13 protein-coding genes are annotated in these 15,297 nt (G+C 71.6%); 3 read left to right on the top strand and 10 right to left on the bottom strand.

Features of this window, described 5'->3' with window-relative positions:
- Nucleotides 1–89 precede the first annotated feature (89 nt).
- On the bottom strand, nt 90–1,574 hold the full coding sequence (locus OG788_RS12915) for an MFS transporter (protein WP_406370839.1): 1,485 nt from the start codon (nt 1,572–1,574) through the stop codon (nt 90–92).
- 136 nt (nt 1,575–1,710) lie between these two features.
- On the opposite strand from OG788_RS12915, the gene OG788_RS12910 reads away from it, so the two are divergent.
- Nucleotides 1,711–2,277, top strand: coding sequence for a TetR/AcrR family transcriptional regulator (locus OG788_RS12910; RefSeq protein WP_406370837.1), 567 nt, complete (start codon nt 1,711–1,713; stop codon nt 2,275–2,277).
- A gap of 352 nt (nt 2,278–2,629) precedes the next feature.
- Here OG788_RS12910 and OG788_RS12905 read toward each other — a convergent pair whose 3' ends face one another.
- The 7 genes from OG788_RS12905 to OG788_RS12875 form a co-directional block, all read right to left on the bottom strand.
- Nucleotides 2,630–3,835 carry a TerD family protein gene (locus tag OG788_RS12905; protein ID WP_406376737.1) on the bottom strand — a complete coding sequence of 402 codons (1,206 nt, stop codon included), beginning with the start codon at nt 3,833–3,835 and terminating at the stop codon, nt 2,630–2,632.
- Nucleotides 3,836–3,940: 105 nt separating this feature from the next.
- Entirely contained in the window at nt 3,941–4,930 is a 990-nt protein-coding gene (locus tag OG788_RS12900) for a zinc-dependent alcohol dehydrogenase family protein (RefSeq protein ID WP_406370835.1), read from the bottom strand.
- On the bottom strand, nt 4,927–5,778 hold the full coding sequence (locus OG788_RS12895; RefSeq protein ID WP_406370834.1) for a carbohydrate ABC transporter permease: 852 nt from the start codon (nt 5,776–5,778) through the stop codon (nt 4,927–4,929). The genes OG788_RS12900 and OG788_RS12895 overlap by 4 nt, the downstream gene beginning before the upstream one ends.
- Entirely contained in the window at nt 5,778–6,713 is a 936-nt protein-coding gene (locus tag OG788_RS12890; RefSeq protein WP_351546217.1) for a sugar ABC transporter permease, read from the bottom strand. The genes OG788_RS12895 and OG788_RS12890 overlap by 1 nt, the downstream gene beginning before the upstream one ends.
- Nucleotides 6,710–8,080 (bottom strand): ABC transporter substrate-binding protein, encoded by a 1,371-nt coding sequence (locus OG788_RS12885; protein WP_406370832.1) that lies wholly within the window; start codon nt 8,078–8,080, stop codon nt 6,710–6,712. Before OG788_RS12885 ends, OG788_RS12890 begins: the two co-directional genes overlap by 4 nt.
- Before the next feature lie 110 nt (nt 8,081–8,190).
- Nucleotides 8,191–8,961 (bottom strand): DeoR/GlpR family DNA-binding transcription regulator, encoded by a 771-nt coding sequence (locus OG788_RS12880; protein WP_406370831.1) that lies wholly within the window; start codon nt 8,959–8,961, stop codon nt 8,191–8,193.
- Nucleotides 8,962–9,232: 271 nt separating this feature from the next.
- On the bottom strand, nt 9,233–10,042 hold the full coding sequence (locus OG788_RS12875) for an NAD(P)-dependent oxidoreductase (protein ID WP_356471815.1): 810 nt from the start codon (nt 10,040–10,042) through the stop codon (nt 9,233–9,235).
- A gap of 266 nt (nt 10,043–10,308) precedes the next feature.
- Between OG788_RS12875 and OG788_RS12870 the strand changes: the two genes are divergently transcribed.
- Entirely contained in the window at nt 10,309–11,250 is a 942-nt protein-coding gene (locus OG788_RS12870; RefSeq protein WP_406370829.1) for a 5-dehydro-4-deoxyglucarate dehydratase, read from the top strand.
- Entirely contained in the window at nt 11,247–12,416 is a 1,170-nt protein-coding gene (locus tag OG788_RS12865) for a hypothetical protein (RefSeq protein ID WP_406370827.1), read from the top strand. The genes OG788_RS12870 and OG788_RS12865 overlap by 4 nt, the downstream gene beginning before the upstream one ends.
- Before the next feature lie 19 nt (nt 12,417–12,435).
- Here the strand turns inward: OG788_RS12865 and OG788_RS12860 are convergent, their stop codons facing one another.
- Nucleotides 12,436–13,719 (bottom strand): MFS transporter, encoded by a 1,284-nt coding sequence (locus OG788_RS12860; protein ID WP_406370825.1) that lies wholly within the window; start codon nt 13,717–13,719, stop codon nt 12,436–12,438.
- Between the two features lie 291 nt (nt 13,720–14,010).
- The gene (locus OG788_RS12855) at nt 14,011–15,186 is read right to left on the bottom strand and encodes a serine hydrolase domain-containing protein (RefSeq protein ID WP_406370823.1); all 1,176 of its coding nucleotides are present in this window, start codon (nt 15,184–15,186) and stop codon (nt 14,011–14,013) included.
- Nucleotides 15,187–15,297 lie beyond the last annotated feature (111 nt).

Below are 15,297 nucleotides of genomic sequence, written 5' to 3'. Positions count from 1 at the left end.
CGTATGGTCCCTGGACCTGATCGGCAGATGCGGCCCGCACTCGGTGCGGGCCGCACGCTTGTGTTCGCCGGGTCCGGCGAGAACAGGTCCTAGACGGCGCGCTCGCGTTCCTTGCCCGTGATCACGAGCGCCGACAGCAGCAGGGCGGCCAGGGCGATCAGGGAGCCGACGCCGAACGCGCGGGCCGAGCCCTCGACGAGGATCTCCGACCGTGAGCCGTGTGCCTGCCGGGTCGCCGTGCCGAAGACCGTGACGAGAACGGACAGGCCGAGGGTGCCGCCGAGCCACTGGAGGGTCTGGAGCAGTCCGGATGCGGCACCCGCCTCGCGCGGCCCGATGCCCGCGAGAATGGTCGCGTTCAGCGGCAGGAAACTCAGGCCGACGCCCAGCCCCATCAGCAGCAACGGGCCGAGCAGCCCGGACAGATAGCCGTCGCCGGGGTCCAGCAGCCACAGCCGGCCCGCCGCCAGGGCGATCAGCGCCATGCCGGTGAGCAGGACCGGCTTCGCACCGAAGCGCTGGAGCAGCCGCGGCACGAGACGCACGGTCGTGAACATCATCAGAGTCATCGGCAGGAAGGCGAAGCCGGTACGCAACGGGCTGTATTCCAGGGCCTGTTGGCTGATGAGGGTGAGGAAGTAGAACGCGCCGAACATGCCCGCCGGCAGCAGCAGGACACCTGCGTAGCCGCCCGCGCGGTTGCGGTCGGCGAAGAGCCGCAGCGGCATGATCGGCTGCTCCGCGCGCCCCTCCACCAGGGCGAAACCGACGAGCAGGGCCGCCGCCGCGCTGAAGCCCAGCATCGCCCGGGTGTCGCTCCAGCCCTCCTCCGAGACCCGGATGAACCCGTAGACCAGTGAGGTCATACCCGCCGTGCCGGTGAGTGCCCCCGCCGCGTCGAACCGGCCCGCGTGACGCGGCGTCTCGGCGGCGACGCGCGGGAGGGCGGCGGCGACCGCGATGCCGATCGGCACGTTGATCAGCAGGGACCAGCGCCAGGACGCCCACGAGGTGAGCATGCCCCCGAGGATCAGGCCGATCGACGCGCCGATCCCGGCCATCGAGGAGTAGACGCCGAGGGCGTGGTGGCGGCGCGGGCCCTCGGGGAAGCTGGTGGTGATGAGGGCGAGAGTGCTGGGGGCGATGAGCGCGGCGCCCACGCCCTGGAGCGCGCGGGCCGCGAGCAGCCAGGAGCTCTCGGTGGCGATGCCGCCGAGCAGGGACGAGGCCGCGAAGAGCAGGGCGCCGGCGGTGAGGGTGCGGCGGCGGCCCGCGATGTCGCCGATCCTGCCGCCGAGGAGGAGCAGGCCGCCGAACGCGAGTGTGTAGGTGTTGAGGACCCAGGACAGGCCGGTGGGGGTGAAGTCCAGGTCCCGCTGGACGTCCGGCAGCGCGACGTTGACGACGGTGGAGTCGACGCCGACCATCAAGTAGGCGGCCACGATGACGAGGAGGGTGGTGGCCGGGCTGGTGCGGTGGGGTGGTTTCGAGGGTTTCGGGGGCCCGTCGGCGGGGGGCGGTCCGGCGGTGGGGGGTGGCGTGGACGGGGTGGACGGCGTGGACGGGGTGGACATGGAGTGCTCCCGGTCTGGCGTCCCCGGTACGGTGCGGGTGGGCAGCACGGACTGCCCGCCGAGATAAGCGGGGACTGTCTCCGTTTAACCCTCGCTAAGATACGGAGAGGGTCCCCGGTTCGCAAGGAGTATCTGAATGGCCCAGGTCAAGCCGATGCGGGCGGACGCGCGGCGGAACTATGAGCGGCTTCTCGCGGAGGCTGCGGTCGCGTTCGCCGAACACGGGGAAGGCGCGTCCCTGGACGACATCGCCAAGCGGGCGGGCGTGGGATCCGGGACGCTCTACCGGCACTTTCCTACGCGGCAGGCGCTGCTGGAGGCCGTCTATGTGGACGCCATCGAGGCGATCGCCGTGCGCGCGGACGAGATCGCGGCGGAGCTGGCGCCGGGTGCGGCCCTCGTGGAGTGGCTGAACGAGCTCAGCGAGGGGATGATCCAGGTCCGCGGGCTGAAGGCGCTGCTCGGGTCGGCTGTCGCGGACGGGAGCTCCGAGGTGCTGACGCGGTGTGGGGCCTCGGTGAAGGCGGCGGCGACGCGGCTGGTCGAGGCGGCTCAGCGGGACGGGGCCCTGCGGGCGGATGTGGAGCCGATCGAGGTGCTGCGGTTGGCGCACGGGGTGGCCAGTGCGTCGGAGCTCGCCAATGGTGACGGGGCGTATATCCGTCGGTATCTGTCGTTGTTGACTGAGGGGTTGCGGGCGTAGGCGTCCGGGCGTTCCGGGTGCGGTGCCTGTGTCTGGGCCTGTGCCTCTGCGGTTTCCGGTGCGGGTCCGGTGGGTGGGTCGGGGCCGTGCCGGTACATCCCAGTCCGTCGCCGCTGGATCAGACGTCAGTTCTCAACGGGAGCCGCTGCTCGATCCGGACGTAAGCGACGGACATCAGGGATGTACCGGCACGGCCCCTCCCGTGCGTGGACGGCCGCGGCTGATCCGTGGCTCGGGTGCGTGGACGGCCGCGGCTGATCCGTGGCCCGGGTGCGGACGGCCGCGGGTGATCCGTGGCCCGGGTGTGGACGGCCGCGGGTGATCCGTGGCCCGGGTGCGGAGCTTCAGCCGGTCAGAGGGACTGGGCGGCCGGCTTCACCATGCCTCGGACGGTGCGGGACTTGACGAAGTCGCCCATGGCGGTCATTTCCCATTCGCCGGAGAACTGCTTGATCAGCTTGGCCATCATGACGCCCGTCTGGGCCTCGGCGTTGGTGAGGTCGAAGCGGACGAGTTCCTCGCCGGTGGCGGCGTCGAGGAGGCGGCAGTAGGCCTTGGCCACCTCGGTGAACTTCTGGCCGGAGAAGGAGTTGACCGTGAAGACGAGGCCGGTGACTTCCTGGGGGAGGCGGCCCAGGTCGACGGTGATCACCTCGTCGTCCCCACCGCCCTCGCCCGTGAGGTTGTCGCCGGAGTGCTTGATCGCGCCGTTCACGATGGAGAGCTTGCCGAAGTAGCAGCTGTCGATGTGGTTGCGCTGCGGGCCGTACGCGATGACCGAGGCGTCCAGGTCGATGTCCTTGCCGCGGAACGCGGGCTCCCAGCCGAGGCCCATCTGGACCTTGGCGAGGAACGGGCTGCCGCCCTTGACCAGGGAGACCGTCTGGTTCTTCTGGAGGCTGACCCGGCCCTTGTCGAGGTTGATCTTGCCGGAGGCGGCGGGCGGCGCCGGGGGGACCGGGGGAGCGGCCGGGGCCGGCGGGGCCGTGAGGCGGGGGTCCACGTGCGGGGCCGGGGGAGTCACCGGGGGCTGCGCCGCGGGGGCGGGCTGGGCGGCCGGGGCGGGTTCCTCCACGCTCACACCGAAGTCGGTGGCGATGCCCGCCAGGCCGTTCGCGTAGCCCTGTCCGACCGCTCGGGCCTTCCACGCGCCGTTGCGGAGGTAGACCTCGACGATCACCAGGGCCGTCTCGGTGCCCAGCTGGGGAGGCGTGAAGGTGGCCAGGACCGTGTTGTCGTCCGCGTTGCGGATCGTCGCGGTGGGCTCGATGCCCTGGAACGACTGGCCCGCGGCGTCGGGGCTCGCGGTGACGACGATCTTCTCGATGCCCGGGGGAACCGCGGTCGTGTCGACCGTGATCGCGTCCGGTGCCGTGCCGCCGCCGGAGCGGTAGGTCACGCCGGGGCCGGAGGGCTGGTTGTAGAAGATGAAGTCCTCGTCGGAGCGCACCTTGCCGTCGGCGGTGAGCAGCAGGCTCGACACGTCGAGCCGCACCGGGGCGGTGACGTCCACCGTCACGCGCGAGACGGGGAGAGGGATGTTCGAGCCGGGCGTCATAGCTGTCATGACTGGGGTAACGAGCAAAGGCGCTTTACCGTTCCCTTACCCAAGAGTGAGTTGCGGGGGCGTATGATCTTTCGCCCCCGCCGCTCGGATCGGCGTTCAGGGCACTACGACGATCTTCCTTCCCACGCCGCCCGCGAACCGTTCCAGCGCCTGGGGATAGTCGGCCAGCGGGAGGCGGTCGCTGATGAAGACCGAGGGGTCGAGGACGCCCGCGGCGAAGAGTTCCGCCGCGCGTTCGAAGCTGTGCAGGACGGCCATCGAGCCGGTGATGGTGATCTCCTGGTTGTAGACGCGGTACGGGTCGATGGTGACCCGGGTCGCGTAGTCGGCCACGCCGAACTGGAGGAAGGTGCCCGCCTTGGCCACCCGGTCCAGTCCGTCCTGGATCGCCGCCGCGTTGCCCGTCGCGTCGACGACCACGTCCCAGCCCTGGGGGCGGTCCAGTTCGTCGGCGTTCGCCGCGGACGCGGAGACGCCGAGCAGCCGGGCGGTGGCCAGCCGTTCGGGGTTCACGTCGACGACGTCCACGCTCGCCGCGCCGGTGCGCTTGGCGAGCTCCAGCATCATCAGGCCCATCGTTCCGGAGCCGTAGACGAGGACGTGGGCGCCGAGCCGGGACCGCAGGACGTCGTAGCCGCGGACGGCGCAGGAGAGCGGCTCGATCAGGGCCGCGTCCTGGGTGCCGACGTGCTCGGGGAGCTTCACACAGTTGGCGACGGGGGCGGTGGCGTACTGGGCGGCGCCGCCCGCGGTGGTCACGCCGATCGCGGCCCACCGCTCGCAGAGATTGTTGTGGCCCGTACGGCAGTACCGGCATTCGTGGCAGTACAGGGAGGGGTCGACGGCCACCCGGTCGCCGACCGTGAGCTCGGTGACCCGGGTGCCGACGCCGACCACCCGGCCCGCGAACTCGTGGCCCGGCACGATCGGCAGCTCGGGCGCGAACTCGCCCTGGAGGATGTGCAGATCGGTGCCGCACAGGCCGCAGGCGGCGACCTCGACCACGACCTCGCGGGGGCCCGGCGTCGGGTCCGGGACCTCGGCGACGACGGCGCGGCCGACGGACTCGATGACTGCGGCCTTCATTTCACGGCTCCCAACGACAGGCCCTGGACCAGCTTGTCCTGGGCGGCGAACCCCGCGGCGAGCACCGGCAGGGAGACGACGAGCGACGCGGCGCACACCTTCGCCAGGAACAGGCCCTGGCTGGTGATGAATCCGGTCAGGAAGACGGGGGCGGTCTCGGCGACCACACCCGTGAGCACCCGGGCGAACAGCAACTCGTTCCAGCTGAAGATGAAGCAGATCAGGGCCGTCGCCGCGATACCGGGGAGGGCGATGGGGGCTACGACGCGGGCCAGCACGGTCGGCAGTCGCGCGCCGTCGATCTGCGCGGCCTCGATCACCGCGACCGGCACCTCGGCGAGGAACGACTGCATCATCCACACCGCGATCGGCAGGTTCATGGAGGTGTAGAGCACGACCAGCAGCCAGATGTTGTCGAGCATGCCGGTGTTCTTGGCGAAGAGGTAGATCGGGAGGAGGCCCGCCACCACCGGCAGCATCTTCGTCGAGAGGAAGAAGAACAGGACGTCCGTCCACTTCCTCACCGGTCGGATCGAGAGCGCGTAGGCCGCCGGGAGGGCCAGCAGCAGGACGAGGAGGGTGGAAGCCACCGACGCCACGGTGGAGTTGATCAGCGCGGGCCACGGGCTCGCGCCGCCGCCCGTGCCGAAGAACTCCCGGTAACCGTCGAGGGTCAGGGCCGCGCCGAAGGACGGAGGGTTCTTCGCGGCGTCCGACTCCGAGTGGAAGGACGTCAGCGCCATCCAGGCGATGGGCAGGAAGAACACGATGCCGAGTGCCCAGGCCGCCAGGCCCAGACCGGCGCCCCTGGTACCGCGGGGGCGGGCGGGTGTCGCGGTGGCGCTCATCAGCGGGATCCCTCCTCGCGGAACAGGGACGACACCACGCGCAGGGCGAAGGTCGCGATGACGATCGAGCCGATGACGACCAGGACGCCGGCGGCCGAGGCAAGGCCGTTCTCGTGGGCCTGGTAGAAGCTCTGGTAGACGGTGTAGGGCAGGTTGGCGGTGCCCAGGCCGCCGGATGTGAGGGTGAAGACCGCGTCGAAGTTCTGGACGATGTAGATCGAGCCGAGGAGCGCGCCCAGTTCGAGGTAGCGGCGCAGGTGCGGCAGGGTGAGGTGGCGGAAGACCTGCCAGTCGTTCGCGCCGTCCACCCGCGCCGCCTCGATCTGCTGGTGGTCGCGGCTCTGCAGGCCGGCGAGCAGGATCAGCATCATGAACGGCGTCCACTGCCAGACCAGGGATGCCTCGACCGCGAGCAGCGGGGTGTTGGAGATCCAGTCGGGCTGTGGCCCGCCGACGTAGTGCAACAGCCCGTTGAGCAGGCCGTATTCGGGGTTGTAGAGCACGTGCTTCCAGAGGAGGGCCGCGGCGACCGGGACCACCAGGAAGGGCGCGATCAGCAGGGTGCGGACGATGCCGCGCCCCCGGAACCTCCGGTCCAGGAGCAGGGCCAGGGCGAGGCCGAGGACCAGACTGACCAGGACCACGGTGACGGTCAGCAGGATCGTCGTCCAGACGGAGTGCCGCAGATCGGCGTCGGTCAGCACGTCCGTGTAGTTGCCGAGGCCGGTGAAGTGGCGGGCCTTCGGATAGAGCGCGTTCCAGTCGAAGAACGAGATCACCAGCGTTGCCACGAAGGGCAGTTGGGTCACCGCGATCATGAAGATCAGGGCCGGGAGCAGGGGGCCGCGTCGGGCCCAGGCGCGCAGCCGGGCGGACGGCTGCCGGAGGGTGCGTACGGGAGGAGCGGCCACGCGGGCCGTTGTCGTGGCGGTCATCGTCCCTCGTACTCCTTGGAGATCTTCTCGGCGAGTTTCTGGGACTTGCTCAGCGCCGTGTCGACGGACTGGCGTCCGGCGATGGCCGCGCTGATCTCCTGCGAGACCTTGGTGCCGAGGTCGGTGAACTCGGGGATGCCGACGAACTGGATGCCGGGCGCGGGGCGCGGCTGGACGCCGGGGTCACGGGGCCGGGCGCCCTCGATGGCCTCGCGGGTCATGTCCTGGAAGGCCCCGGCCTCCTCGCGGTAGGCGGCGTTGGTGTACGTCGAGGCGCGTTTGCCCGCGGGGACGTTCGACCAGCCGGTGGTGTCCCCGACCAGCTGCTCGTAACCCTTGCCGGAGGCCCAGGAGATGAACTTCCAGGCCTTGTCGGAGTTGTGCGAGGCCTTCTGGAGTCCCCAGGCCCAGGTGTAGAGCCAGCCGGAGGACCCGGTCTTCTCGACCGGCGCGGGCACGTAGCCGAGCTTGCCCTTGACCGGGGAGTCCTTGGCCTCCAGCAGGCCCGCGGCGGACGTGGCGTCGTACCACATGGCCGTCTTTCCCTGGGTCATGTTGTTGAGGCACTCGGCGAAGCCGGACTGGGCCGCGCCGGACTCGCCGTGCTCGCGCACGAGGTTCACGTAGAACTCGGTCGCCTTCTCGAACTCGGGGGAGTCCAGGCGTGCTTTCCAGTTCTTGTCGAACCAGGTGCCGCCGAAGGTGTTCACCACGGTGGTGAGCGGAGCCATGACTTCGCCCCAGCCGGGCAGTCCGCGCAGGCAGATGCCCTTCATGCCGGGCTCGGCGCCGTCCGCCTGGGCGGCGAGGTCGCCGACCTGCTGCCAGGTGGGGTGCGCGGGCATCTTCAGGCCCTTCGCGGCGAACACGTCCTTGCGGTACATCAGGAACGACGATTCGCCGTAGAACGGCTGCCCGTAGAGCTTTCCGTCGTCGGCGGTCAGCGACTGCCGCATGGGCCCCAGGATGTCCTGCTCGTCGTACGCGCTGTCCTGGGCGACGTACGAGTCCAGCTCGTGCAGCCAGCCGTTGCGGGCGTAGATCGGTATCTCGTAGTTGGACAGGGTGGCGACGTCGTACTGGCCCGCCTGGTTGGCGAAGTCCTGGCTGATCTTGTCGCGGACGTCGTTCTCCGGCAGCACGGTGAAGTTCACCTTGATGCCGGTCTCTCGGGTGAAGTGGGCCTTGGTGAGTTTCTGCAGCTCGACCATCTGCGGGTTGTTGACCATCAGGACGTTGATGGAGTTCCCGCCGGAGCCCGTCCCGCCCGCTCCGGTCCAGCAGCCGGAGAGGAGCGGGGTGAGCAGCGTCCCTGCGGCGGCCGCGGCGAGCAGCGCGCGCGGCCTCCGTCGGCTCGGGGTTCGCATGGATCACTCCTGGAGGAAGGGGGAGACAAAGGGCGGCGCGAGGCATGGGGGTGCCCCGGAGGGGGTGGATCGGGCCTTCACATGGGGTGGAGAGGGGAGTGGGTCGGGTTTCAGACGCGGATGACCTGCGGGCCCTGCAGCGAGTAGCGGTGTGCCTCGGACGCCGGGAGCAGCGTGCTCGTGACGATCGCCTCCAGGGCGCTGATGTCGGCGAACCGGCAGAAGCTGACGGCGCCGAACTTGGTGTGCACACCGGCGAAGACCGTGCGCCGGGAGGCCCTGATCGCCTGTGCCTTGACCTCGCTGACCGCCGGGTCGGGGGTGGTGAGGCCGTGTTCGCGGGAGATGCCGTTGGCGCCGATGAACGCCAGGTCGATGACGAAGCCGACGAGCATCTTCGTCGTCCAGTGGTCGACGGTCGCGAGCGTGCCGGGGCGGACCCGGCCGCCGAGCAGCAGGACGCTGGTGTTCTCGGCCTCGGCGAGCGCTCCGGCCGTGGCGAGGGAGGCGGTGACCACGGTCAACGGCCGGTCCCTGGGCAGTGCTTCGGCGATGAGCTGCGGGGTGAACCCCTCGTCGACGAAGACCGTCTCGGCGTCCCCGGTCAACTCGGCCGCGGCGGCGGCGATACGGCGCTTCTCGGGCACGTGGCTCGTGGTCCGGAAGGCGAGCGTCGTCTCGAAACCGGCGCTCTCCACGGGGTAGGCACCGCCGTGGGTGCGGCGCACCAGGCCGTGGTCCTCCAGGGTGCGCAGATCGCGTCGTACGGTCTCCTTGGCGACGCCCAGTTCGCCGGCGAGCCGGGTGACGTCGACCGAGCCCGTGCGGCGCGCGGCCCGGACGATCTCGCGCTGCCGTTCTTCCGCCGTCATCGCCGTCATGGCCGTCACCCGCTCCCTCGCGCTCCGTCGCGCACTGCCCGTTCGGGCCCGGTGGAGCCCTTGAGGGAAGTTCTACAGCGGGTATCGGCCACTGACCAGGCCTGTTGCATGCCCGATGCTGCCCGGCTGTGCCCGTTCGACGCCCTTGCTGCCCGCGGCGGACCTGGGGCGGAGCGGGTGGGGAGGGGGGATCGGGCAGGGCCCGTGCCCGAACACGGGAACGGGCGGGCCCGTTCGGTGCCCGCCCGCCGTCCCGCTTCCCGCCGCCGCGTCAGTACGGCCAGATCGGCGGGTGTGTCGTGAAGTGGCCGCCCAGGTGGGCGTGGTCCGGATTGTCGGGGTCGAGATCGCCCTGCTCGGCGATGAGCTTCTCGGCGTACGGCTCGGAGTCGTCGCGCGGTTCGTAGCCGAGGGCCCGCGCGGTCGAGAGGTCCCACCACAGACGGGTGTTGGCGGACGAGCCGTGGACGACCGTGTGCCCCACGCCGTCGGCGGTCAGGGCCGCGTGGAAGAGGCGGGCGCCGTCCTCGGGGCTCATCCAGACCGAGAGCATGCGGACGCTGGTGGGCTCCGCGAAGCAGGACCCGATGCGCACCGAGACGGTCTCCATGCCGTGCTTGTCCCAGTAGAACTGCGCCAGGTCCTCGCCGAAGGACTTGGACAGGCCGTAGAAGGTGTCCGGGCGGCGCGGGGTGTCGATCGGGATCAGGGGATCGTCGCCCTGCGGGCGGGGGGTGAAGCCCACCGCGTGATTGGAGGAGGCGAAGACGACACGGGGCACGCCCTCCTCGCGCGCCGCCTCGTACAGGTTGTACGTCCCCTCGATGTTCGCCTTGAGGATCTTGTCGAAGGAGGCTTCCAGGGAGATGCCCGCGAGGTGGATGATCGCGTCGACGCCCCGGACGGCCTCGCGCAGCGCCGCCCGGTCGGCGAGGTCCGCGGTGATCGCGTCGGGCTCGCCCTCGACCGGGAGCACGTCGAGCAGGCGCAGCTCGTAGCCGTACCGCGGCAGCAGCCCGCGCATCAGGGTGCCGAGTCCGCCGGCGGCGCCGGTGAGCAGAACGGTGCGGGGTGCGGGCATGCGGGGGTCTCCTCGGTGCGGGCCGATGCGCCATGGCGGGAACTCCGCCGGGCGGCCGTATGCGTGTACGACATTCACATCCATGGACACGCTAAGGATCGCTGACGTGCTGCGTCAAGTGTCGCGCGGAGGGGTGAAATCCGCCTCCGTGTTGCGGGTTTGCGTGCTTGACCGGCCCCGAGGTGGCGGCTTAGCGTGGGAGTGTTCAGAAATATAGACGTGGATCAGAAACGTGCACTCGGTGGGCACCTTTTTAGGGAGAGTCCGTGACGTCAGCCCCTCTTGCCGCTCGGCTGAGCATCCCCAGCGGGCCGCTGTTCTTCCCCGTCACCGCGTACGGCCCCGACGGCTCCGTCGATCTCGACGTCTACCGGGAGCATGTGCGGCGCGGCGTCGAGGCCGGAGCCGCGGCGGTCTTCGCGTGCTGCGGCACCGGCGAGTTCCACGCGCTCACTCCCGAGGAGTTCGAGCGTTGCGTGCGGGCGGCCGTGGAGGCGGCCGCGGGACGGGTGCCGGTGGTCGCGGGCGCCGGATACGGGACCGCCCTCGCCGTGCGCTACGCACGTCTCGCGGAGGCCGCCGGGGCCGACGGACTGCTCGCCATGCCGCCGTATCTCGTGGTGGCCGGGCAGGAGGGTCTGCTGCGGCACTACCGGGAGATCGCCGCCGCCACCTCCCTGGACGTCATCGTCTACCAGCGGGACAACGCGGTCTTCACCCCCGAGAGCGTGATCGAACTCGCGCGCACCGAGGGGATCATCGGCTTCAAGGACGGACTCGGCGATCTGGACCTGATGCAGCGGATCGTGAGCGCCGTACGCAGCGAGGTACCCGGCGACTTCCTCTACTTCAACGGCCTGCCGACGGCCGAACTGACCGGACTCGCCTACCGGGGCGTGGGCATCACGCTCTACTCCTCGGCGGTCTTCTGCTTCGCCCCCGAGATCGCGCTGGCCTTCCACCGGGCGCTGAACACCGGGGACGACGCGACGGTGAACCGGCTGCTGGACGGCTTCTACCGGCCCTTCGTCGACCTGCGGGCACAGGGGCGCGGCTACGCGGTCGCCCTCGTCAAGGCGGGTGTCCGGCTGCGCGGCCTGGAGGTGGGTGAGGTGCGGCCGCCGCTGAACGAACCGACCGAGGACCACGTCAAGCAGCTCGCGCAGCTCATCGACCGCGGGTACGCGCTCATCGAGGAGGACAAGTGAGGACCTCGGCGTTCCTGTACCCCTGGGATGTCAACGGGGACCCGGAGGCCGCCTCCAGGACGGCCGCGCTCGGCGTACGCCAGGTGACGCTCGCGTCCGCCTACCACTCCACCCGCGCGGCGACGCCCCGCCACCCCCGGCACCGGATCGTGACGGCCTCGCACGCCGCCGTGCTCTACCCGGTGGACGAGGCACGCTGGCAGGGGCGTGCCCTTCGCCCGTACCCGGCGGGGGACTGGGCGCCGGGCGACGCGTACGGCGAGGCCGCCGCCGCGCTCGCCGGGGCCGGTCTCGACGTCCACACCTGGGTGGTGCTCGCACACAACTCCCGTATGGGGGAGGAGCATCCGTCGACCTCCGTCGTCAACGCCTACGGGGACCGCTATCCCTGGGCCCCCTGCGTGGCCCAGTCCGCCACCCGCGCCTATCTCGCCGAACTCGCGGCGGAGGCCGCGGTCCGGCCCGGGGCGGCCGGCACGGAACTGGAGTCGCTCGGCTGGTACGGACTCGCCCATCTGCACGCCCACGACAAGATCGGCGGGGTGGCGCTCGGAGACGCCGGGCAGTACCTGATGTCGCTCTGCTTCTGCGCGGTGTGCGGGCAGGGCTACGAAAACCAGGGCCTCGACGCGGGGGAGCTGGCGGCCGCCGTGCGCGGGGCGCTGGAGCCGGTGTGGCGGGGGGCGCCGTCGGACGGGGGCTGGACCGGTGTCGAGAAGCTGCTCGGGGCCGAGACCGCCGGGGCCACCAGGGTGTGGCGTGACGGGGTGGCCCGGTCCCTCCAGGAAGAGGCGGTCTCGGCGGTCCGCGCCGCCGCGCCGGCCGGCTTCCAGGTGCTCCTGCACGCCGATCCGGTGTCCTACCACTGCGGTGCCAACGCCGGGGTCGACCCCCGGCACATCCTGTCCGTGGCCGACGGGGTGGTCGTGCCGTGCACCGCGGGCGCCGGGCCGCTGACCCCGTTCGCGGAGGCGGGCCCGAAGGGGCGGGTCCTGGCCGCCAACTTCACCGTGGTGTCGGGGATGGGGGGCCGTCCGGAGACCCTGGCGGCGGACGTGGCGCACGCGGTCGAGCTCGGGGCGACGGAACTGCGCCTGTATCACGCCGGGTTGGCCTCGGAGCGGGACCTCGAGACGGTGCGGGAGGTGCTGGCGGGGCTCGGCTAGCGGAGCTCCCGCCGCGCCCTCAGTCCGCCGTCCGGGCAGGGACGGCCCGGAGCAGCGGGCCCAGGGTCACCAGCCGGATCAGGCCCAGCGCGGGGAGCAGGACGCGATAGTCGACGAGTTCGACCAGGCCGGCCCCGAGGGCCAGACCGATGGCGTTCGGCGCGTACAGAAGCGTGTTCGCGGTGGCGGAGACGCGGCCCAGAAGATGGGCCGGTGTCTCCCGCTGGACCGCGGTGAACACGGCGATGAGCGGGCAGGGCAGCCCCGCCCCCACGGCCGCGCCGGCCGCGAGGGCCACCGCATCGTCCGGAACGGCCCGCAGGACGACCGCGACGGCGGTGAGGGCGATCCCGCAGACGGCGAAGCGCTGTTCGCCCAGCCGTCGCAGCAGCGTCCCGGACACCAGCCCGACGGCGACCGAACCGGCGCCCTGCGCGACGTACAGGACGCCGGCGTACGTGGGGGAGTGGCCCAGCCCCTCCGTCACGGCGTAGACCGTCGCGCCGTTGATCCCCGCGAGGAGCATGGTCGTACCGCCGGCCAGGACCAGGACCCGGAGCCGGGGGTTCCGCCGGAGGTGGCGGACGCCTTCCGCGGTGCGGATGCGCGGGCGCCCGGCGCGGGGGCGGCTTCGGCGGCGGTCGCCGCGGGCACGACCTCCCGCTCGCCGTGCACCATCACGCGGCCGTTCGCCGACAAGGACGGCGGACGTCCGGACCGGTGGGGTCTCGCGGACTCTCAGCAGCGCGTACACCCCCGCCGCCAGCGCGAAGGTCACCGCGTCCAGGAGCGCCACCCGCGCGCCGCCGTACGCGGCGTAGAGACCCGCCCCGGTGAGCGGGGCCACCAGCTTCATGCCCTCGTTGGCGGTCATGCGCAGACCGTTGAGGTCGCCGAGGAGACGCTCGTCGATCGCGCCGGCCAGCAGCGCGGACTCGGCGGCGTCCTGGACCACCCCCGCCGTGCCGTAGACCAGGAGCACCGCGAACAGGATCCACAGGCGGCCCTGCCCGTCCACGGCGAACAGGACCGGCAGGAGCGCGGCCAGGACCAGATTCGTCCCGATGAGCAGGGGGCGGCGGCGGGTCCGGTCGGCCAGGGTGCCCAGGGCGGGGCCGATCAGGGTGGGGGCCCAGAGAGCGAAGACGCAGAGCGCCGCCAGACCGTCCGAGCCCGTCAGATCCTTGACCCAGATGCCCGAGACCAGCCACATCGCCGACGTCCCGAAGCCGGAGACGACCACTCCGGTCAGATACAGACCGGCGGTGCGATCGCCCAGAACCCGCGTCACTGTCCATGTCATGGCAGGTGATCGTGGTTCTAAGGCGGGCCCGAGGGGATCGGGCAACCGCCTTAGACACGGGTGCTGCCGGGGCCCGTCGACGGACGACGGCTCGGCCGCTCGCCCCATGGACGGGGGTGTCGCCGTGTCTGCGGGGCCCGGCGCGGGGCGGCGCGCCGGGCCCCGGGCGAGGGGCGGCCGCTCGGCCGAGCGGCCGCTGAATCCGCTCGGGAGGTCGGCCGCCGCGCCCGCTCGGCCGGCCCCGGTCCCGGCAGCCCGCACCTTCGCGATCCTGCGGGCGCCCGGGGCTTCTCAGTCCTTCAGCAGCGCGCAGACGAAGTTCTCCTCGACGTCGCGCAGCTCCTTGAGCAGCTCCGGCTTGGTCTCCTTGTTCACCTGGGTCGTGAGCGAGAAGGTCAGTGACCGCCGGCCGTCCGGGGTGGCGGCGATCAGCTGGGTGTAGCCGGGGAAGTTGCCGGTGTGGCCGAGGACCACTCCGCAGCGGGTGGAGTAGCGGAAGATCGCCGCTCCCGCCTTGTTCTTGCCGGGTCCCGCCGGTTCCGAGGCCCCGTCGATCCAGCGGCGCTGCTCGCGCAGGGTGGCCTTGGAGATCAGGGCGCCGCCCGCGTAGCCGCGGATGAAGCGGGTCAGGTCCGCAGGAGTCGAGACGATCCCGCCCGATGCCCACACGCCCGACGCGCTGAGCACCTCGCTGACGTCCTCCGGGGGGTTCGGCGGCTGGACGTCGTAGCCGTGCATGTACGGCTCGGGCAGCTCGTAGCCCTGCGGGAGGCTCGTGTCGCGCAGGCCGAGCGGCCGGTAGACGAGTCCGCGCAGCAGCTGCTCGTAGCGCTTGCCGGTCGCCGCCTCGGCCATCAGCGCGACGGCGATGTTGTCGGAGTTCGAGTACATGTACCGCGAGCCCGGCCGGAACAGCAGCGGCTCGTCGGCCACGTAGTCGAGCAGCCGGCGCGAGTCGAAGTGGTGACGCGGATCGGCGGTGAGGATCTCGAGGAACTCGGGACTCCTCGTGTAGTCGGGCAGCCCGCTGGTGTGGTTCAGCAGCTGGCGGAGCGTCACGGCGCGCCACTTCCGCGGCAGGGACGGCAGCAGGCGGCCGATGGTGTCGTCGAGGGAGAGTGCGCCCCGGTCCACCAGACCCAGCGCCACGGCGCCGCTGAACGCCTTCGCGGTGCTGGCGATCCGTGTGTGGTCGTCCGGCCGGATCGGACGTCCGCTCTCGAGATCGGCGACTCCGGCGCGCAGGACGCGCGACACGCCCTCCCGGCGCAGGACGGCGATGACACCGGGCGGGCCACCGGGGCTGCGCACCAGCTCCTCGAGCTGTTCGCGCAGCGCACGGTCCTGGTCGCGGCCGGCGGAGGTGGCATCGGCGTCGGCCGGTGCGGACACGATGCCGGTCAGGCAGGCGGCGGCCAGCAGAGCGCTGAGCGGCAGACGCAGCCGGGGGCGGCGGGGCAGGTGCATGGGGTTCTCCCGAGTCGGACGGTGGCCGGGGCACGCCCAGCTTCGGCCCCGGGCGATCCACCCGCCTGCGCCGCTGCTGCATACGGAGGAGCGGGCCGCCCGGTGTTGGGC

Origin of the sequence: Streptomyces sp. NBC_00647, assembly GCF_045207245.1 — a bacterium.
Taxonomy (GTDB): Bacteria; Actinomycetota; Actinomycetes; order Streptomycetales; family Streptomycetaceae; genus Streptomyces.
Note: the sequence above shows the minus strand (reverse complement) of the source record. Positions and strands in the feature narration are given on the sequence as shown.